Source organism: Neobacillus niacini (assembly GCF_030817695.1).
GTDB classification, from domain to species: Bacteria; Bacillota; Bacilli; order Bacillales; family Cytobacillaceae; genus Neobacillus; species Neobacillus niacini_F.
Genome location: NZ_JAUSZQ010000002.1, coordinates 3,487,522 through 3,506,941, shown reverse-complemented (window position 1 = coordinate 3,506,941; position 19,420 = coordinate 3,487,522). Strand labels below are relative to the sequence as shown.

The following is a 19,420-nucleotide window of genomic DNA, read 5'->3' as shown; positions in this document are numbered from 1 at the left end:
TAGGGAATGATTAAACCAGTCGCATACAAGAAAACACTAGAAGGAAAATCGAATGCTCACTTAATAACATTTAATGATGGCCGGGACTATGCTGTGAAATATTTCCAGCCTGGATTTGAAAAAACACTGGCCAATGAATGGGTCGGCTATTGCCTTGCACGCTACCTTGGACTGCCAATACCTTTTGCACAATTAGTAGAAATTCCCCAGGAGTTTTCCTCACATTACCCTGAACTCTCTCAAATGGCACAAACACAGTTTCAATTTGCAAGTCTATACGTGCCAGACTGTTTTGATGGACATCAAGTGACCGAAGTTCCAGCTATTACAAACAAAGAAAATCTAGCAGGTATTATTTTATTTGATTACTGGCTGTGCAATCGTGATCGAACTAGGAAAAATATTATTCTATGCGACGACACAGCACATTCCTATCACTTGTGGATCATCGATCATGCCGAAGTGTTCGCTTCCTATAATTGGACACTAGAGGATATTGAATCACTGCCGATCACAATTCTAAAAAGTGCAACCCATCAAATTATGGCCAGTTTTATCGAGGATGAGCAGGCGTTCTACGAGCAGCTAGAAATCATTCAAACGCTGCCCATTCATTTAATAGAAGAAATTGTCGCAGTCATTCCAGAAGATTGGCACGTTACCAGTGAAGAAAGAAAAGCCATCGTCAGTACGTTAGTAATGCGGCGGAAAAGAATACTAAGAAAATTAATGGAAAGGTTTATTAAACGAGTTTACCGGCCAATACATGAACGTGACGAATGACTCCCTTGGCTATCTTTGTGAAGGGAGTTTTATTTTATCGAAAATGTCCTTTAAATAAACGATTTTAATAGGTTACTAACGTGACCGGAGGCTGTCCCTCTGCATATAAAGGATAAAGGGGAAAAGGAAAGGAGGCAGCATATGAAAATCCGAAAGGCCATTATTCCAGCAGCTGGCCTCGGTACTCGATTTTTGCCAGCAACGAAAGCCCAGCCAAAAGAAATGCTGCCGATTGTTGATAAGCCAACCATTCAATATATCGTGGAAGAAGCTGTTGCTTCTGGTATTGAAGAGATTATCATCATCATCGGCAGAGGAAAAAGGTCCATTGAGGACCATTTCGATAAATCGTATGAGCTTGAAGATACACTTTTTAGAAAAAACAAACTTGATATGTTAGCAGATGTTCAAAAGATATCAAACTTAGTAAATATCGTTTATGTTCGTCAGAAAGAGCCGAAAGGGCTGGGCCATGCTATTCTCTGTGCAAAGAGCGTCATTGGTGACGAACCATTTGCTGTTTTACTAGGTGATGATATCGTCATGTCGGAAATTCCCTGCCTAAAGCAGGTTATGGATGTTTTCGAATATTATAATAGTTCGGTTGTTGCTGTACAGACAGTATCAGATGAAGAAGTCAGCAAATATGGAATTATTAAACCTAAAGGAACGATGATTGAGTCTGATTTATTCCATATTGATTCGTTAATAGAAAAACCAAGTTTAGAAGAGGCACCTTCTAGATATGCCATTATGGGCCGTTACGTCCTCAGTCCGAAAATATTTGAAATTTTGGAGAGAATTCCAGTAGGTCGAGGGGATGAGCTACAACTGACAGATGCCATTAATGAATTGAATAAACACCAGGCTGTCTTTGCCTATAACTTTGATGGCAGCCGTTATGATATCGGAGATAAAATTGGTTTTATTAAGGCAACAATTGATTTCGCATTAAGCCGCGAGGATATTAGAGAATCAGTGTTAGCCTATTTGCAAGAAGTTACGACGAAAGAAACCCTTCAAAATAGTAAGAGAGAGATTGATTGATATGAAGATTGCTGTTTTAGGTACAGGTTATGTAGGGCTGTCGACAGGAGTTTGTTTATCACAAATCGGTCATCATGTCACATGCATCGATATTAATGAACAAAAGATTAACCAATTACTTCAAGGAATTTCTCCTATATATGAACCAGGTCTTGAAGATTTACTAACTGCGAATATGGAAGCAGGCCGGCTGCATTTTACCACCTCACTAAATGAGGCGTTAGCTGGTACAGAAATTATTGTGGTAGCAGTTGGAACGCCACAGGGTGATGATGGGGCAGCTGACCTTTCTTATTTGGTACAAGCTGCTAAAGATATATCCGCCTATATTACGAGTGATACGATTGTTGTGATTAAGAGTACGGTGCCAGTCGGCACGAACGATTTTGTTAGAAAAATGATTGAAGACCAATGTGGGTTTCCGGTTAAAATGGTTTCGAATCCCGAGTTTCTCCGTCAGGGATCTGCCATTGAGGATACGATGAAGGCGGACCGGATTATTATTGGTTCCGAAAATGCAGAGGCAGCAGGGAAAATTAGGGACATGTATCAGCCATTAAATGTGCCTGTAATTTTAACTAGTACAAGAAGTGCTGAAATGATTAAATATGCCTCCAATGCGTTTTTAGCTACGAAGATTAGTTATATCAATGAAATAGCCAATTTATGCGAAGCGGTAGGCGCAGATGTAACTGATGTTGCAAAAGGAATGGGGAAGGATAAAAGAATTGGCGAGGCATTTTTGAATGCTGGCATTGGCTATGGCGGCTCATGTTTTCCAAAGGATGTCAAAGCGTTGCTCCACACTGCAGGATTAAATGGAGTAGAATTTCCGTTATTAAAAGAAACCATTGCCATCAACGAATATCAACGAAAATTGTTGGTAACAAAGGCAGTAAAACGGTTTGGAGGATTAAAAGGGAAGAAAATTGCGATGCTTGGACTAGCTTTTAAACCAGAAACGGATGATATGAGAGAAGCCCCATCTATTCCGATTGCGGAGGAATTAACCAAATTCGAGGCAGAAGTGGTCGCCTATGACCCTGTTGCCACTGAGAACGCGAGAAAAATTATTGGCGATAAGATTAAATATGCAGGATCAATTGATCAAGCGATTTTTGAAGCAGACGCCGTGTTGATTGTAACAGAGTGGAACGAAATCAAAGGTATGGATGTATCAAAGATGGTAGAGAAAATGAAAGAACCAATCATCTTTGACGGCAGAAACTGTCTTCCAGAAGAGAAAATCCGAGCATGCAGCTCAGTAGAATACTATCCGATTGGAAAACCACCGATCATCATCTAACACTAGGCATGAACTTTTGCAGTAATGTTTCACTGCAAAAATCATGCCTTTGATTTTTTCATTAGCGGAAAACTTTGATACAATAAAAAAGGTATCAACACAAAATACATAACACCACAGGAAGGTGTGAAAATATGGCTATTGAGCATGAGCAGTTAGAACGGAGCAGTTTGACTCGTTATGTTCCACCTAAAGGGGACTTTATCGGGTTTCGTGATGAGGATCATTATAAGGAGAAATTGAAGGAGTGGGGGCTTTCTGCGGGGAAGGGGGCCAAGCGGGAGTTTTTGTTTAAGGAACGGAACTACCAGCGTGTGGTTACGATTAAGGGATTTGAAACGTACGGGAAGTCAGAAGAATTTAATACACTTGTGATAGAGTTTCAGGATGGAAATTTGTGCTGCATCCACCCTGCTTTTCTAAAAGAAATGCAGGCTTCAAGCTTTGGCAAGGAGAGCATGCTGCAGGTAGAGGAAAAGGATTTCAGTACTGCAGAACAGGGTACAGAGACTGAAGCGCAGGAAGAAAAACCAGAGCCAAAATTGGAAGCAAATCCTGAACCGAAAAAGCCTAAAGCTGCCAAACCGAAAAAAGAGAAAGAGCCGAAAATTGAACTTCCAGCAGATAAAGTTCACTTTACAGCATGTGTTAAACAGTTTGCCCTTACATACAATCCATTTAATGAAGAAAACGATGAAGTAGTGGTCCTTGAAAATGTGGTTATCGTACAAGAGCCGCCGATTGAGTTAGGACTAGCTTGGTGCAGTCACAGTAAAACACTAAAGAAGTTTGAGCTGCAACCAGGAGATACGCTTGAGTTCGACGGAAAAGTAGCCAAGAAGAAACTGGCCAAAGGCAAAGATGTAGAAGAAGAGTTCATTGTTGACACCGCAGTTTTATATAAAGTAAACAACCCATCAAAAATTGTAAAAGGTTAATGTAAGGAACTCCTCAACATACAAGTGAGGAGTTTCTTTTTTTAGGCTTACACAATTTTCATAACCTTTCCAAATGGCGCTTTTGGAACGAATTCAGTCGGCACAAGCCAATACACCTCATAAGGCACCTGCATGTCTTCCGGTAAAAAGCCAGTCAGATCGGTGATATAGAAAACCGTTTCGATGTTCTCCTCTTCCGCCCATTCCAATGCCAAGGTGTAGGAAGCTTTACCGTGTGTGTGATATTTAATTTCCGTTCCTTCTGTAATCAGATTCGTACTGCGGATTTTGAAATCAGCTTGAACAAGAGTTGTTTCAGGAGTAAGTTCTTTGAAAAAAGTTACAATGTTTGCGATGAGGTCAGTTTTTGTTTCAGTTGTTGAGGTATCTACGATTAAAGCAAGTTTTTTACCTTTGCGGTCCTGTATAATTTTAAGCAAATTTTTGTGCCATTTCACGTCTGTATCTTCCCCTCTCTTCAATAGTCACAAAAATTATTATGCTCATAATGAACCTATGAATTCGATTTAAATTTATTGTAATTCATGAATAAGATATAAGAAGTAATGATGCTTGAAGATTCCTGCATAGGATGTATACTTTTATTATATTAGTAGCACTATTTTTAGTTGGGGGAGAGTATCATGGAAGGGAAATGGATGATTGCGGATCGTGATTTAAATGAACGAGAAGGACTAAAATGGCTATTAAAATCATCCTCCATTCCTGTAACGAGGATTCTACTAGCCTCTAATTTCCAGGATTTTATCGTTACCTTTGAAAAAGAAACCCCAGATATCATCCTTTTAGAACTGGATATGGTTAGCCGGGAGAATTGGACTACCTTCCGAGAATTAATGCAGATTTATCAGCCTATTCTGTTGTTAACGAGTGCAGAGTCTACTTTTGAAAAGGCTAGGATGGCGATTGACCTTCAAGCTTTGGAGTTGATGATCAAACCGTTTTCTGCAACTAAGGTAAAATCTGCTTATCAAAAAGCGACAAAAGCACTTGATAAAAAACATGATTCTAAAGAGAGAGCCATTCCTGAATTTCACAGCCATTCAACATATGAGTCACTGTTTATTTCCGATTCGGCCTTTTTAGATGAAGACTTTATCATCGCTGCGATTAAAGTAGAAAATAGTAAGAATGTTGGAATGTTATTTTCCTTCTTAGCAGACTTTCCTTTCAAGGAACTACATGGTATTTACCCTTTAAGCGATAGGGTGGTTCTTCTATTTAAGAAAACCTGCCAAAATAGTAAAGAGCAATGTCAAAAGGCGATGAGAAAATGGGAAGATGAGTTCTCTGATCCGCTTGCAATTGTTATCAGGAACGAAAAGTCACCACACATCAGTCTCAATAAAAAGTTTCTAGAAACGAAGAAAATGCTAGAGTTTACCTATTATCATGGTTATCGGCAAATTGTTGAGTTTACGTTTACGGCCGACTGGGTACATATTGATCCTTTTTTGACTCCTCCGGAACAAAGAGCTTGGGTGGACATGCTCGCAAATCATGACATAGAAGGGATAAAAACATGGTTATACAATGAATTTCTCCAATTAGAGGATCCGTATCCCGATCCGGGATTGGTAAGAATTCGGCTGACGAGTATTCTCGCCCAAATAAGACGATTCATGAAAACCTATGATTTAGATGAACAACATAGCTATGAAAAAGAGTACAGAGATATCTTTCATTCGATTTTGTATGATAGTGTTCTATATCGGTCCGTACAAAATCTAATCTTGTTTATCCAAAAGATATTTTTAGGTGCTGACTCCAGCCAACAGATGGGGAAACAGGATTCAATCGAGCGTGGTATTTCCTATATTGAGTCCCATTTTTCAAACCATGACCTAAAGCTAGAGGATGTTGCTAAATACGTCGACAGGAATCCCTCCTATTTTAGTCATTTGCTAATAACAAAAACAGGCCGCAGTTTTACGGAAATCCTGTCAGGTATAAGAATAAAAGAAGCGAAAAAATACCTTCTTGAGACAAGTAAGCCGGTAAAGGAAATTTCCCACTTAGTTGGTTATCATAATCCGAACTACTTTAGTAGAACTTTTAAGGAAATAGTCGGGGTTTCGCCAAGAGAGTTTCGGATAAAAAAAGGATAAGTTGAAGAGATTCAGTGTTAGCTGAATCTTATTTTTTTCTAAAAAAATTACCATTTTCTAAAAATATTCTAGTTTTAGGCTAAAAATAACCGAGTTATACAAATATATAGTGCTACTTTTCTAATGAATGATTTGTATTTTTCAAAAGATTTTAATTTTATAATAAAGGGGAGATAAAAAGACATAGAGGAGTGAATAGTATGAAAGCTAGTACATCAAAATCAAGAGTAATTAACAATTATAAAGGGACTGAATTACATGCTAAAGGCTGGATTCAAGAGGCCGCACTTCGGATGCTGATGAACAATCTTGACCAAGAAGTAGCGGAGCGGCCAGAGGATCTAGTGGTTTACGGAGGAATCGGAAAGGCTGCACGGAACTGGGAATCTTATGACGCGATTGTCAAATCACTGCTTGAACTAGAAAATGATGAAACACTGTTAATTCAGTCTGGGAAACCTGTGGCTATTTTTAAATCCCATAAGGACGCACCACGGGTATTACTGGCAAACTCGAATTTAGTACCTGCTTGGGCGAACTGGGAGCATTTCCACGAGTTAGATAAAAAGGGATTAATGATGTACGGACAAATGACCGCAGGCAGCTGGATTTATATTGGAACGCAGGGAATTGTCCAAGGAACCTATGAAACATTTGCAGAGTTGGCTCGTCAGGAATTCAGCGGTTCATTAAAGCATACCATTACCTTAACTGCTGGACTTGGGGGAATGGGAGGAGCACAGCCTTTAGCTGTGACAATGAATGATGGTGTTTGTCTAGCAATTGACGTCGATGAAACAAGAATTGACCGCCGGATTGAAACCGCCTACCTTGATGTGAAAACGAGCAATTTAGAAGAGGCTATTAATCTTGCAAAGGAAGCAAAGAAAGCCGGAAGGCCGCTCTCCATTGGTCTTATTGGAAACGCAGCTGAAATTTTACCAATTATGATTGAAAAAGGGTTTAACCCGGATGTCCTAACAGACCAAACCTCTGCTCATGATCCGTTAAATGGTTATGTTCCTATAGGCTTTAGTTTAGAAGAGGCAGCCACTCTTAGAAAAGAAAATCCTTCTAAATATGTAAAACTTTCAAAACAAAGCATGGCAATCCACGTAAAGGCAATGCTGACCATGCAGCAAAAAGGTGCCATAACCTTTGATTATGGCAACAACATACGTCAGGTGGCGAAGGATGAGGGAATAGAAAATGCGTTTGATTTCCCCGGCTTCGTTCCAGCTTATATCCGTCCATTATTCTGCGAAGGAAAAGGACCTTTCCGCTGGGCGGCATTGTCAGGGGACCCTGAGGATATTCGGAAAATTGATGAAGTCCTGCTTCGTGAATTTAAGGATGATGAGCACCTGTGTAAGTGGGTAAGAATGGCACAGGAAAAAATCAGCTTCCAAGGGCTTCCCGCTCGTATATGTTGGCTTGGATATGGAGATCGTGCCCGCTTAGGTAAAATTATCAATGACATGGTTGCTTCAGGTGAAGTATCGGCACCGATTGTAATTGGACGTGATCACTTAGATGCGGGTTCGGTAGCCTCTCCAAATCGGGAAACAGAAGGAATGAAGGATGGGAGTGACGCGGTTTCTGACTGGCCAATTCTTAATGCCATGATCAATGCAGTCGGCGGTGCCAGCTGGGTGTCACTTCACCACGGCGGCGGTGTAGGAATGGGGTATTCTCAGCATTCCGGAATGGTTATTGTAGCAGATGGTACAAAGGACGCAGACATCCGTTTGCAACGAGTATTAACAACAGATCCTGGTATGGGCGTTGTTCGACATGCCGACGCAGGGTATGAGCTTGCAATTAAGACTGCAAGGGAAAAAGGCATCAAAATGCCAATGTTGAATCAAGACTAAGAGGTGATAGGGTTGGTTAAACCAATTTTTATAAGAAATGCTTCTCAGCTCGTGACTTTACAGGGGAGTTCTCATGCTCCCCTTGTCAAGGAAGCGATGTCTGAACTTGGTATTATTGAAAATGGAAGTGTTTGGATTGAAAGCGGAGTCATTTGTGCTGTTGGAAAAGATGAGGTCCTTTTTGAGAAATATAAAGAGCGCCTGGGTGAGGTAGAAGTAGTGGATGCAAGTGGGAAGCTTGTCACACCAGGTCTCGTCGATCCTCATACCCACCTTGTTTTTGCAGGAAGCAGGGAAAATGAGTTTAATATGAGGCTTCAAGGTGCCACTTACATGGAAATTATGAATAGCGGCGGCGGCATTCATGCCACGACTAGAAGGACAAAGACTGCCTCTCATGAAGAGCTTTTCAAAGAAAGCTTTGAACGCTTAAATCAATTTTTACGCCACGGTGTGACAACAGTCGAAGCCAAAAGCGGCTATGGTATGGAGTGGGAAACGGAGCTTAAACAGCTTGAAGTTGCCAAATTGCTAAACGAAAAGCATGTCATTGATATAGTTCCTACCTTTATGGGCGCTCACGCTGTACCAAAAGAGTATAAAGAGAATCCTGATGTGTTTGTTGATTTGCTGATTGATGAAATGATTCCAAAGGTAGCTGAGATGGAATTAGCAGAATTCAATGATGTTTTTTGTGAGCATGGTGTTTTTACCCCAGAGCAATCAAGGCGAATTCTGGAGGCAGGTAAGAGACACGGGCTGATACCGAAAATTCATGCGGATGAAATTGAACCGTATGAAGGAGCTGAGCTAGCAGCCGAGGTTGGAGCGATATCAGCTGATCATTTATTAAGGGCCTCTGAAAAAGGGATGAAAGCAATGGCTGAAAAAGGTGTGGTAGGTGTATTACTTCCGGGGACGGCATACTTTTTAATGGCTGAGTCCGCAAATGGCCGTAAAATGATTGACCTTGGGGTGCCTGTCGCATTGTCGACCGATTGTAATCCTGGTTCCTCACCAACAGTGTCATTACCGTTTATTATGAATCTGGGCTGCTTGAAAATGGGAATGACGCCAGCTGAGGTTATTACCGCTGCAACAATCAATGCTGCACATGCAATCAATCGAGGTCGAGAAATAGGTAGTTTAGAAGTTGGAAAAAAGGCAGATATTACAATTTTTAATGTGGATAATTATATGAAACTTCAATACTCCTACGGAGTGAATCATACGCATACCGTCGTGAAGTCCGGAAAGGTAGTAGTAAAGGGAGGTCAATTACTTGAAGAGCTTTCTTTATCCAAAAATTAACCCTCCTAGTTTTATGTGGGTACAACCAGAAAACGGGGTAATGAGTAAAGTTCATGAATGGATACAGCCCATAACAGCTATAACTGACCCCGAAGAAGCTAAAAACGCCGAGGTGGTAATCCTCGGTGTTCCCTTATCTCGGTCATCTATTAGCGCCTCAGGTGCATCTGAATTTCCCGAAGCCTTTAGACGTTCTTGGCGGAGCTTTGCTACTTATAATCTAGATGATGATATTGATTTGTCTGAAATGTCGGTTCTTGACACTGGAGATGTTCCAATGCACGTCACAGATATTCGTAAATGCCATGAAAATATTGTCGAGGCTTCAGCTGCTATTCATGGTGATTTCCGAAATTCGAAGGTGTGTGCCATTGGCGGCGATCATTCGATTACAGCGATGATGGTGAAAGGAATGCACAAGGCCAATCCGTCTGAAAGAATAGGAATCCTGCAATTTGATACTCATTTTGACTTGAGAGACATGTCCGATAATGGACCTTCAAATGGGACTCCTATGCGCAATTTAATCGAGAGCGGTGTAGTAGAAGGCAGGAATATGTACAACATTGGTCTGCATGGTTTTTTTAATACGAAGGATTTAAAACAGTATGCAGATGAAAAAGGAGTCAACTATTTTACACTTCGTCAGGCAAGAAAAAAGGGGATAGAAGAGACAGTTCTACAATGTTTAGACGAGTTATCTTCGAAGGTGGATACCATATATTTGACTGTAGATATGGATGTTCTGGATATTGCCTATGCTCCAGGCGTACCGGCCTCAACACCGGGGGGCATGACGACCGCAGAACTTCTAGAAGGGGTACTAGAAGTAGCGAAGCATCCAAAAGTCAAAGCAATGGACATCGTTTGTCTTGATCCATTAAAAGACACAAATGCCCAGGCAACAGTTAAACTAGGAACCCACGTATTCCTTACTTTCCTAACAGGAGTCATGCTTCGACAACGTGCTAGCAACTAGATAGCAGGTGATACTAAATTGCTAGCAATGGTGACAGGCACCGCTAAAATACATTTGTCCACCCTGGGTGGACAAACGGAGGGTGCGAATAATGAGCTAAGGGAATTAATTTGAACAAGGGGGATTGGGTATGGAAAATCGACCGTTACAACAGGTGCAGCAGCCAGAATTGCAGAATAGTAATTTGTTGAATGTTATGAAATTTTTTGTTTTTAGTGCGATTGGTATTTTTGTATTTTTTATTCCTGTTACTTTGAATGGAAAGTCTTCGATTATGCTGGATCATTTTGTTTCATATATTCAACTTGCTGTACCTAGTGTCTTACCATATTATGCATTATTGGTGATTTTGTTAGGTGCTGTATATCCCTTTGTGACGAGGTCCTGGAATAAGGATGTTGTAACTACTGTTTTTTCAATTTTGAAATTGTTTGGATTAGTTGCTGCTATCATGCTCGTCTTTAATTTTGGTCCTAAATGGTTTTTTGATCCTAATATGGCACCATTCCTGTTTAACAAACTCGTGATTTCTGTTGGCCTGTTAGTACCAATTGGCTCGGTTTTTCTTGCTCTCCTAGTAGGTTACGGTTTGCTCGAATTTATTGGAATATTCATGCAGCCTGTGATGAGACCGATTTGGAAAACACCAGGAAGATCAGCCATTGATGCGGTAGCCTCCTTCGTAGGCAGCTACTCCATAGGTCTTTTAATTACTAACAGGGTTTTTAAAGAAGGTAAATATACAATTAAAGAAGCTGCAATAATTGCAACGGGTTTTTCAACTGTTTCGGCAACCTTTATGATCGTTGTCGCGAAAACTTTGAATCTTATGGAGGTTTGGAACGCATATTTTTGGGTTACCTTTGTAGTGACTTTCCTCGTAACGGCTATTACTGTTAGAATCTGGCCGCTGAATAAAATGAGCGACTCTTACTACCAGGATATGGAGGGTGACGAAGAGGTCATTATCAAGAAGGATCGTATTAAAACAGCATGGAAAGAAGCAATGATTACTGCTGACCAATCTTCAAGCTTAGGCAAAAATATCTGGGACAACCTTAAAGATGGTTTTATCATGACGATGGGAATATTGCCATCCATCATGTCTGTTGGGTTACTTGGACTAATATTGGCTGAATTTACACCTGTATTTGATTGGCTGGGTTATATTTTTTATCCTTTCACAGCACTCGTTCAATTACCAGATCCAATGCTTGCTGCAAAAGCAAGCGCTGTCTCAATTGCAGAAATGTTCTTGCCGGCGTTGTTAGTTACCAAGGCAGCTATTGTTACCAAATTTGTGATCGCTGTTGTTTCAGTATCATCCATTATCTTCTTCTCTGCCGTAGTACCATGTATCTTATCGACAGAAATTCCACTAACGATCGGAAAGCTCGTCGTCATTTGGTTCGAAAGGGTAGTTTTCACCATTCTCCTTACAGCACCTATTGCTTATTTAATTCTTTAGGATAAAATAACTGTTCCTTTTTAATTGGGGGAACAGTTTTTTATTATGAAAAGATACATAATAACAAAAGGAATAATTTTTCGACTACAAGTTAAGTTATTCATCATGTTTTTTTGAGGTGAACTAATCAATGCCAATGCTGGATTTGAAAGGTGTCAGCTTATATTATAATGTTAAAGGAAATGGATTGCCCATAGTTTTTATTCATCCTCCTTTACTTACCTGCGAAAATTTCAGATATCAAATGGAAGAACTTTCTCAGTATTTTAAAGTTATTTCTTTTGATATAAGAGGACATGGAAGGAGCCAGTATTCTCTCAAGCCAATTACTTATCACTTAATTGCAGAGGATATAACTCATCTTTTAGATTATTTAGGAATAGAAAAAGCATTTCTTTGCGGTTATTCAACTGGTTCCTCCGTGGCTTTGGAGTTTATGCTGACTTATCCAGACAGAGCATTTGGAAGTATCTTAGTCAGCGGAATGTCGGAAGCAAGTGATTTTTACAATCGTAAGAGGATTTCTTTATCCATCAAACTCGCAAATCCAGCTACTTTTTCTATCCTGGCTAAAGCGATTACTATTGGTAATGCTGATTCAATGGAGACATTTAAAACATTGTACTGGGCAGCCGAAAAAGGTGACGTCAAAAATATTAATCAATATTTTCAATATAGTTTGGAATATAATTGTACGGAACAGCTAGAAAATATTGAACTACCCGTATTATTGATCTATGGTGAGAAAGACAAATCATTTCATCAATATGCTAAACTTTTGCACGAAAAATTGCGATATAATGAATTAAAGTTTTTATCTAATGAAAAACATCAAATACCCACAAAAGCAACGCCACAATTGAATCAATTAATAATAGATTTTGTGCACTTACACAATAAGAGTTGAATCCTAAAATTATTTTAAAAATATGAAACGATCGTTGGCATGGATAACTCGGGTTATTAAAGGATTCCAAAGGTTCGAAGATAGGTTAACACCTGTAGCAACTATACTTCCTATTAAAGTACTGCCTATAATATCTGAAGGATAATGCTGTCCCATCCAAATATGTGATAGCTCTGCTAGGAAAGCAAAGATGGACAGTATAAGACCTAATGTGAGTTTGTAAAAACGTGATTTCTGTTCCGTAGTTAATTGGCTCGGTTAAACAGAGAGTCTGATTTAATTATTACAAAATTCGAGAAATTTTTCTATTTCTTGGGAAAGCGCAAGAACAGACATTTCTTGTGCTGTGTTGTCAATTGTTGTTGTCGTAATAAAGGCGGGAAAAAGCGATTTTCATCGATACCGCCAAGAAGAATTGAGTGTTTTTCGAAAATAGAGAGGAATAGGTATGAAAATTGTCGTAATTTCGGATACACATCTTCCAAAAAGAAAAAAAGGATTGCCTGCTAGGTTATTAGAAGAATTAAAGGATGTCGAACTCATCATACATGCGGGAGACTGGCAAATAATTGATATCTATCATGAGCTGCTGTCGTATGCAAGCGTTGAGGGTGTTTATGGGAACGTGGATGATGAGGAAATAATCGGATTATTACCACCAAAAAAGATTGTGGAAGCGGGCGGTTTTAGATTTGGTATTACACATGGACATGGGAAGGGAAAAACAACTGAGAAACGTGCCATTGCGGCATTTGAAGGGGAGAAAGTAGACTGTATAATTTTTGGACATTCTCATATTCCTGTCAAGAGGTATGAAGAGGATCTATTAATTTTTAACCCCGGTTCGCCAACCGACAAAAGAAGACAAAAGTTATTTTCCTTTGGGGTAATTAGCTTAAGTGATAAAATAACGGCAGAACACATTTTTTTTAATGAACAGCAGTAACGGTTGGAAGGAGAGGAACCAATGGATAAAGGAGTTATTGTCTATACGACAAACGACTGTATCGAGTGTACGATGGTCAAAAAAGTACTTACTGAGGAAGGCATTCCTTTTCAAGTTAGAGATATATCAATTAACGCGGAATATCAACAAGAAGTGGAAAAGTACGGCTATCTAGGCGTTCCAGTAACGGTGTTAGGAAATAAAGCTGTAAAGGGATTTACGAATAAATTAAAGGAAATTATCGAAACAGTAAAAAAGAGCTAAATTAGCTCTTTTTTTAACGGTTAAAAACCGGCTAGTTTTTTACCATAAAGCATATTGGTTTTTAAAATTTCATAGTAAAGCCCCGGATATCCTGCTACTAACGCAATATCGTGTGATGGGTTGCAATGGTCAATTTCTGTAAGCCAAATATCACCTAATTCTCCTACCGTAATATCAACAGCTGCGTTTGCAAAATGTACGTCCATACCTTCAATTTCTTTTACACAATCAATGGCAATATGGTGCAGTTCCTCATAGGTTAAAGAAGCATGCAAATCACTTTGCTGCAAGAAATCTCTTACGATTTCTTTTTCAAATTTCACCAATGGCAGTAATCTGCCATCATTTTTTACCGATTGGTCGCCTCTCGTAAACGAACCCATTACCTGCCATTCACCTGAGTGATTTTTAACCGTAATAAACCTTATAGTGATGGTTCGATAGCCTGTTACATCAATGGATTCTTGGATGATGTTTTCTCCCTCTTTAAAATATTTACTAAAGATAGAATAGGCTTGGTCCCGATTATTAAATCTATAATTCTTTGATTCCATATTTGCTAAATTCGTTATAACGAGAGAGTTTGAATCTTTTAGTAATACTCTATATGTCTGTCGGTTGGCGCTGTTTATAGGCTTCACCGTTAAATTAGGAAATTTCTTTAAAAAGTAGTATAGATCTTGTGGTGATCCATAAAGATTTGTATCGGGAAGATAACATTTTACCCCGATAGAATTTACCAATTTCTTATGAATACTCCATCTGTTAAGAAAGGAATCATTAAAAATGGCATTCCCGATAATCGATTTAAAATGTTGAATCCAGGCAGTGCTCACCGAAGAAGTCATCACAAAAATAGAGGCTGGATATGGATAGGTTCCTTCTTCCCATTGTTTTGTTTGAGGATTATACAGATAGCCTTTCACGAGATGGTTGACTTTATCAACATGGTCAAGAGAAAAGACAAGGATGGCACCCTTAATTTCACGATAAAGTAAAACATAGTCACGAAGATGATCGAGATATTTCTTAATCGAGCTTTGATAATAACCTGCAAGTAAACCGATAAAGGGACCAATTTGTAGTTCGTTGCCATTCTGCTTGATTTCAAGGCTGCAATGCTGTGGTATATTCAGCATGTCCAAAATATCTTCAGATAGGCTTGCCCCATTTAGAGGCAGTTCATCAGAAATGTCTACAATAGATTGATAGGTGTTTGCTCCAAATCTGATTTTTCTAGCCGTAATTTGAGTAATTCCCATTGATTCTGCTAACTTGGGATGTAACGTTAAAATCCCTCTGTTAGAGGTGTTTCTTGATAGCAGAATAACATTATCCATTTTTATTCCCCCCAACCATAATATTGGATAAGTTATTATATGTACAAATCATTAAGGTTGTCTTAGAAATGGGGGGTTTTTTACAATTTGGACAAGTGCACCATTGTTATTGCGAAATATGTTCGGGATGCTTAATCATCTTGTTGATGTTTATTTATATCTTCGTTTTCTTCAGCAGGGCGTCCATATAGCTCATTGATTTCATTAGCTAATTCATCTAAAAATTCATCTGATAATAGCGGCTTTTTCTTTTTAGACATATATAATTCTCCAATCTTTATTTTTAAAAAAATTTTGATTTACATTTAAGAAACACAGGAGTATGATAATCACAGTTTCATATTTCTAAATCGCTGAGACCAAATTGGTGCGGGGGAACCATTCATATGGATAAGTATATCCAAGGGGTGAATCCTTTAATAGGTAGGGCTACTCAATGGCCCGAATCCGACAGCTAACCTCGTAAGCGTTAATGAGAAGGAAAAAGTGGAGCTTGTGAGACTGATTTTTAAATGTCTACAGGTCTATTAAACTTTGACTTGTGGGCATTTTTTTTGTGCCTTTTAGTTGAATTACATAAATTTATAGAAAATTCGGTGGTGCAAACAATGGTTTCTTCGGTCAAAAGATTATTAATTGGCAGACCTTTAAAGTCAACAGAATTAGGGGAACAAAAGCTCAATAAAACAAAGGCGCTGGCAATTCTCTCGTCAGACGCATTATCGTCGGTGGCGTATGGTCCGGAACAGATACTGATCGTGCTCGTAACAGTTAGTGCTGCGGCATTTTGGTATTCTATTCCGATCGCATTCGGTGTTTTAGTTTTATTAGTAGCCTTAATTTTATCCTATCGACAAATAATATTTGCTTACCCGCATGGCGGAGGAGCTTATGTGGTGTCAAAGGAAAATTTGGGTGTGAATTATGGGCTAATATCGGGAGGTTCACTACTTGTTGACTATATCTTAACGGTGGCAGTTAGTGTGTCAGCCGGAACAGATGCGATAACATCAGCCTTTCCTGCACTTCATGACCATAATGTGGGTATTGCGATTATTTTTGTCATATTAATCACTACTTTAAACTTAAGAGGTGTAACGGAGTCTGCTTCTATTTTAGCATATCCTGTCTATTTATTCGTTCTCGCTTTATTTATTTTAATTGGCGTAGGAATATTTAATATTGTAACCGGGCAGGTTCCGCCAGAATTGCATACACCAATTGGAACTCCTATTGCAGGGATATCTTTATTTTTGCTCTTAAGGGCATTTGCTTCAGGCAGTTCAGCTCTTACCGGAGTTGAGGCAATTTCGAATGCAATTCCTAACTTTAAAGATCCAGCTCCAAATAACGCTGCTAAAACTTTAGCCGCAATGGGAGGATTACTGGCGATATTATTTTCGGGAATTGTATTGTTAGCCTATTACTATGGTATTACTCCGAATGAAAAGGTTACAGTGGTTTCTCAAATTGCGGAGCAAACATTTGGACGAAACTTTATGTATTTCTTTATACAAGGAACAACTGCTTTAATCTTAATTCTTGCTGCAAACACAGGATACACAGCTTTTCCATTGCTGGCAGTAAATCTAGCGAATGATAAGTTTATACCTAGAATGTTCAAAATAAGAGGTGACCGATTAGGGTATTCTAATGGAATTATAACATTAGGTTTAGCTTCAATCTTGCTAATCATTTTTTTCAAAGGACAAACGGAGCACTTAATTCCACTATATGCGGTAGGAGTCTTTATTCCGTTTACCTTGTCCCAAACGGGGATGATGTTAAAATGGCTTCGTGAAAAGCCGCAGGGCTGGATGTCTAAGCTTATCATTAATACGATAGGTGCTGTTATCTGCTTTGTTGTAACGATCATGTTCTTTTTAACTAAGTTTGCGCAAGTTTGGCCAGTCTTAGTGTTCTTACCAGTGATTGTGTTCGTGTTTTACCGAATCAGAAAGCATTATGAAGCAGTGGGGGAGCAGCTTAGATTAAATTGCGACGAGCCTGCAGTGCCAATTGAAGGGAACGTAATTATTGTTCCTGTTGCAGGGATTACGCAAGTGGTAGAAAACTCAATTAACTATGCAAAATCGCTTGGAGCGGATCAAGTCCTTGCAGTTTATGTTTCCTTTGAGCGTGATGATGAGAAAAAATTCGAAGAAAAATGGAATAAATGGCAGCCTGATATAAGACTTGTAACCCTTCATTCTCATTACAGGAGTATTATTCAACCTTTAACTAAATTTGTTGATACGGTGCAGCACAAAGCAAGTGAAGCCAACTACAGGGTAACGGTGATTATTCCACAGTTCATACCGAAAAAAGGCTGGCACAATATCCTTCACAACCAATCAAGCTTATTAATTAAAGCATACCTTTTATATAAAAGAAACGTTATCATCACAACAGTACCATATCATTTAAAAAAATAACCAAGAGCAGCTTCCATTATAGAAGCTGCTCATTTTTTGTTTTCAGGATTAGTGAAGATACATCCGGGAACTTCAAAAGTCCGACAATTTGCAGTTAAAGAGATGGAACAGATGGCAGTGCCGATGATGGTCTCATGAAGAAAATGGATGTTTGATAGAACGGCATTATCATGAAAGTTTACTCCAGAGGCTTGTCCTTCCGCTGTTACAATCATACCCATACCGCCTCCGGATACAGGTTCATATGTTGGTAAATCGTGTGCAGCGGATTTAAAAACAAAGCTATTATTTTGATTCATATTGTCACCATAAAGAATGGAAATAAAACTGTTATTGGCTGTACAATTAACATCACAAATTCGTGCAGATACAGTAATTATGCCGCTGGATGTAAAACGATCGATTAAGGTTTCGACCGGTACAGCGGTAGCGGTTACTTTTGCACGACAATTACAACTTTCCATAAAACACCTCTTATTCACACTTTTCCTTATATATATGTAATAGCTTGTCTTTTGGTTTGGATAGTAATGGAGTAAAATGGAAAATACAATTAATACCATTATTAGAATTAAACTTTTAGTAATGTGGATTTGATTGAAAGTACGATAGTATGGGAAAATATGGCGAGGTGATAAATATTATGTTGAAATTTGATTTACATACACATCATGAGCGGTGTGGTCATGCAAGGGGAGGCATTCGGGATTATATCGAAGCCGGTATAGAAAAGGGGTTAAATATTATCGGAATCTCGGACCATACCCCGTATTTTTCTAGTAAAGAAGACCATCCCTTTCCTCACATAACTATGGCAACAAGTCAATTTCCGGAATATGTGGAGGAAGTCCTGAAGTTAAAACAAGAGTACTCTGGAAAAATTGATGTTCTGTTAGGAATTGAGGCAGATTTTTTTCCTGAAGATGTAGACAAATATCGTCCGTACTTTGAACGATATCCATTTGATTATATTATAGGGTCTGTTCATCATGTAGATGGGGTGAGCATTTTTAAGAAGGACCGCTGGGAAGGGCTGAGTTCTAAAGAACAAATACGTACGAAAGAAACCTATTATTCATTAATTGAACAATCAGCGCGCAGCGGCATGTATCAAATTCTTGGTCATATTGATGCTATGAAAGGCTTCTATCCTGACTTTTCAAAGATTCAAACTGCTGCAGTTGAACACACTCTAAAGGTCATAGCGGAATGCGATGTTGCTATTGAAATTAACACTTCAGGAAAAACCAAATACGTGGGGGGCTGGTATCCAGCCGATGACATTTTAGAAATGGCACTCCATCACGGAGTAAAAGTCACCTTTGGATCAGACGCCCATGACCCAGCACGAGTCGGAGACGAATTCGAAATCGTCCAAGCACGCCTCAAAGAAATAGGCTTCAAAGAATGGGTGTACTTTAAAGGAAGAGAGAGATATGCAGCAAAACTATGAATAAATGCATAAATGGTGACAGGCACGAAAAAAATGTAATGGAAATGATGTCCATTACATTTTTTTCGTGCTATTGCTAGTTTTTTAATAACAAGATTTTCGCGGATTTCCTGGTACGAGAATACATGAGAAGAAATACAAAGGCGCTGCCTACTCTCATCATTGAATTCAACTCCATTGATAATTGGACTCCTAGTCCTTCTAAGAGCAAAATACCAATCTGAGGAGCTATAAAGGCGA

18 protein-coding genes, 1 pseudogene and 1 riboswitch are annotated in these 19,420 nt (G+C 39.0%); of the genes and pseudogenes, 14 read left to right on the top strand and 5 right to left on the bottom strand.

The window, feature by feature from the left end; genetic code table 11:
* The first annotated feature begins 6 nt into the window (after positions 1–6).
* The 4 genes from QFZ28_RS17790 (at position 7) to QFZ28_RS17775 (ending at position 4,074) form a co-directional block, all read left to right on the top strand.
* Entirely contained in the window at positions 7–783 is a 777-nt protein-coding gene (locus tag QFZ28_RS17790; RefSeq protein ID WP_307195882.1) for a HipA family kinase, read from the top strand.
* 141 nt (positions 784–924) lie between these two features.
* Positions 925–1,830 (top strand): UTP--glucose-1-phosphate uridylyltransferase GalU, encoded by a 906-nt coding sequence (galU, locus tag QFZ28_RS17785; RefSeq protein ID WP_307195881.1) that lies wholly within the window; start codon positions 925–927, stop codon positions 1,828–1,830.
* A gap of 1 nt (position 1,831) precedes the next feature.
* A complete protein-coding gene (locus tag QFZ28_RS17780; RefSeq protein WP_307195880.1) occupies positions 1,832–3,136 on the top strand; it encodes a UDP-glucose dehydrogenase family protein in 1,305 nt (434 codons plus the stop codon).
* 134 nt (positions 3,137–3,270) lie between these two features.
* Positions 3,271–4,074: a hypothetical protein gene (locus QFZ28_RS17775; RefSeq protein WP_307195879.1), complete on the top strand. Its 804-nt coding sequence runs from the start codon at positions 3,271–3,273 to the stop codon at positions 4,072–4,074.
* Positions 4,075–4,121: 47 nt separating this feature from the next.
* On the opposite strand, the gene QFZ28_RS17770 is transcribed toward QFZ28_RS17775, so the two are convergent.
* Positions 4,122–4,514 carry a VWA-like domain-containing protein gene (locus QFZ28_RS17770; RefSeq protein ID WP_307195878.1) on the bottom strand — a complete coding sequence of 131 codons (393 nt, stop codon included), beginning with the start codon at positions 4,512–4,514 and terminating at the stop codon, positions 4,122–4,124.
* Positions 4,515–4,718: 204 nt separating this feature from the next.
* Here QFZ28_RS17770 and QFZ28_RS17765 point away from each other — a divergent pair, with 204 nt between their 5' ends.
* The 6 genes from QFZ28_RS17765 (at position 4,719) to QFZ28_RS17740 (ending at position 12,742) form a co-directional block, all read left to right on the top strand.
* Positions 4,719–6,203 (top strand): helix-turn-helix domain-containing protein, encoded by a 1,485-nt coding sequence (locus QFZ28_RS17765; RefSeq protein ID WP_307195877.1) that lies wholly within the window; start codon positions 4,719–4,721, stop codon positions 6,201–6,203.
* 200 nt (positions 6,204–6,403) lie between these two features.
* Entirely contained in the window at positions 6,404–8,077 is a 1,674-nt protein-coding gene (hutU, locus tag QFZ28_RS17760) for a urocanate hydratase (protein WP_307195876.1), read from the top strand.
* Positions 8,078–8,089: 12 nt separating this feature from the next.
* Complete coding sequence (gene hutI / locus QFZ28_RS17755) at positions 8,090–9,388, top strand: imidazolonepropionase (RefSeq protein ID WP_307195875.1); 1,299 nt, start codon at positions 8,090–8,092, stop codon at positions 9,386–9,388.
* Entirely contained in the window at positions 9,360–10,367 is a 1,008-nt protein-coding gene (locus QFZ28_RS17750) for an agmatinase family protein (protein ID WP_307195874.1), read from the top strand. Before hutI ends, QFZ28_RS17750 begins: the two co-directional genes overlap by 29 nt.
* Before the next feature lie 130 nt (positions 10,368–10,497).
* A complete protein-coding gene (locus QFZ28_RS17745; protein WP_373428085.1) occupies positions 10,498–11,835 on the top strand; it encodes a YjiH family protein in 1,338 nt (445 codons plus the stop codon).
* Positions 11,836–11,965: 130 nt separating this feature from the next.
* Positions 11,966–12,742 (top strand): alpha/beta fold hydrolase, encoded by a 777-nt coding sequence (locus QFZ28_RS17740; protein WP_307195873.1) that lies wholly within the window; start codon positions 11,966–11,968, stop codon positions 12,740–12,742.
* Between the two features lie 9 nt (positions 12,743–12,751).
* Here QFZ28_RS17740 and QFZ28_RS29830 read toward each other — a convergent pair.
* A pseudogene (locus QFZ28_RS29830) lies at positions 12,752–12,964 on the bottom strand (phosphatase PAP2 family protein); the annotation flags it as partial.
* A 226-nt stretch (positions 12,965–13,190) separates the two neighbouring features.
* On the opposite strand from QFZ28_RS29830, the gene QFZ28_RS17735 reads away from it, so the two are divergent.
* Both QFZ28_RS17735 and QFZ28_RS17730 read left to right on the top strand, forming a co-directional pair.
* Positions 13,191–13,688, top strand: a complete 498-nt coding sequence (locus QFZ28_RS17735) for a metallophosphoesterase family protein (RefSeq protein ID WP_307195872.1) — start codon at positions 13,191–13,193, stop codon at positions 13,686–13,688.
* A 21-nt stretch (positions 13,689–13,709) separates the two neighbouring features.
* On the top strand, positions 13,710–13,952 hold the full coding sequence (locus QFZ28_RS17730; protein ID WP_307195871.1) for a glutaredoxin family protein: 243 nt from the start codon (positions 13,710–13,712) through the stop codon (positions 13,950–13,952).
* 20 nt (positions 13,953–13,972) lie between these two features.
* Here QFZ28_RS17730 and QFZ28_RS17725 read toward each other — a convergent pair whose 3' ends face one another.
* Both QFZ28_RS17725 and QFZ28_RS17720 read right to left on the bottom strand, forming a co-directional pair.
* Complete coding sequence (locus QFZ28_RS17725) at positions 13,973–15,292, bottom strand: YheC/YheD family protein (protein ID WP_307195870.1); 1,320 nt, start codon at positions 15,290–15,292, stop codon at positions 13,973–13,975.
* Positions 15,293–15,423: 131 nt separating this feature from the next.
* A complete protein-coding gene (locus tag QFZ28_RS17720; RefSeq protein WP_307195869.1) occupies positions 15,424–15,552 on the bottom strand; it encodes a bacitracin ABC transporter ATP-binding protein in 129 nt (42 codons plus the stop codon).
* Between the two features lie 81 nt (positions 15,553–15,633).
* Positions 15,634–15,776, top strand: a riboswitch (cyclic di-AMP (ydaO/yuaA leader).
* 124 nt (positions 15,777–15,900) lie between these two features.
* Between QFZ28_RS17720 and QFZ28_RS17715 the strand changes: the two genes are divergently transcribed.
* Positions 15,901–17,727 carry an APC family permease gene (locus QFZ28_RS17715; RefSeq protein ID WP_307195868.1) on the top strand — a complete coding sequence of 609 codons (1,827 nt, stop codon included), beginning with the start codon at positions 15,901–15,903 and terminating at the stop codon, positions 17,725–17,727.
* 29 nt (positions 17,728–17,756) lie between these two features.
* On the opposite strand, the gene QFZ28_RS17710 is transcribed toward QFZ28_RS17715, so the two are convergent.
* Positions 17,757–18,191: a hypothetical protein gene (locus QFZ28_RS17710; protein WP_307195867.1), complete on the bottom strand. Its 435-nt coding sequence runs from the start codon at positions 18,189–18,191 to the stop codon at positions 17,757–17,759.
* 182 nt (positions 18,192–18,373) lie between these two features.
* Here QFZ28_RS17710 and QFZ28_RS17705 point away from each other — a divergent pair, with 182 nt between their 5' ends.
* Positions 18,374–19,180 (top strand): histidinol-phosphatase, encoded by an 807-nt coding sequence (locus QFZ28_RS17705; RefSeq protein ID WP_307197057.1) that lies wholly within the window; start codon positions 18,374–18,376, stop codon positions 19,178–19,180.
* Positions 19,181–19,420: the final 240 nt, after the last annotated feature.

Excerpts from the sequence above, each read along its gene's own strand:
- QFZ28_RS17790 (WP_307195882.1), top strand. The coding sequence starts at position 7 with ATGATTAAACCAGTCGCATACAAGAAAACACTAGAAGGAAAATCGAAT.
- galU (WP_307195881.1), top strand. The coding sequence starts at position 925 with ATGAAAATCCGAAAGGCCATTATTCCAGCAGCTGGCCTCGGTACTCGA.
- QFZ28_RS17780 (WP_307195880.1), top strand. The coding sequence starts at position 1,832 with ATGAAGATTGCTGTTTTAGGTACAGGTTATGTAGGGCTGTCGACAGGA.
- QFZ28_RS17775 (WP_307195879.1), top strand. The coding sequence starts at position 3,271 with ATGGCTATTGAGCATGAGCAGTTAGAACGGAGCAGTTTGACTCGTTAT.
- QFZ28_RS17765 (WP_307195877.1), top strand. The coding sequence starts at position 4,719 with ATGGAAGGGAAATGGATGATTGCGGATCGTGATTTAAATGAACGAGAA.
- hutU (WP_307195876.1), top strand. The coding sequence starts at position 6,404 with ATGAAAGCTAGTACATCAAAATCAAGAGTAATTAACAATTATAAAGGG.
- QFZ28_RS17745 (WP_373428085.1), top strand. The coding sequence starts at position 10,498 with ATGGAAAATCGACCGTTACAACAGGTGCAGCAGCCAGAATTGCAGAAT.
- QFZ28_RS17740 (WP_307195873.1), top strand. The coding sequence starts at position 11,966 with ATGCCAATGCTGGATTTGAAAGGTGTCAGCTTATATTATAATGTTAAA.
- QFZ28_RS17735 (WP_307195872.1), top strand. The coding sequence starts at position 13,191 with ATGAAAATTGTCGTAATTTCGGATACACATCTTCCAAAAAGAAAAAAA.
- QFZ28_RS17730 (WP_307195871.1), top strand. The coding sequence starts at position 13,710 with ATGGATAAAGGAGTTATTGTCTATACGACAAACGACTGTATCGAGTGT.
- QFZ28_RS17725 (WP_307195870.1), bottom strand. The coding sequence starts at position 15,292 with ATGGATAATGTTATTCTGCTATCAAGAAACACCTCTAACAGAGGGATT.
- QFZ28_RS17720 (WP_307195869.1), bottom strand. The coding sequence starts at position 15,552 with ATGTCTAAAAAGAAAAAGCCGCTATTATCAGATGAATTTTTAGATGAA.
- QFZ28_RS17715 (WP_307195868.1), top strand. The coding sequence starts at position 15,901 with ATGGTTTCTTCGGTCAAAAGATTATTAATTGGCAGACCTTTAAAGTCA.
- QFZ28_RS17710 (WP_307195867.1), bottom strand. The coding sequence starts at position 18,191 with ATGGAAAGTTGTAATTGTCGTGCAAAAGTAACCGCTACCGCTGTACCG.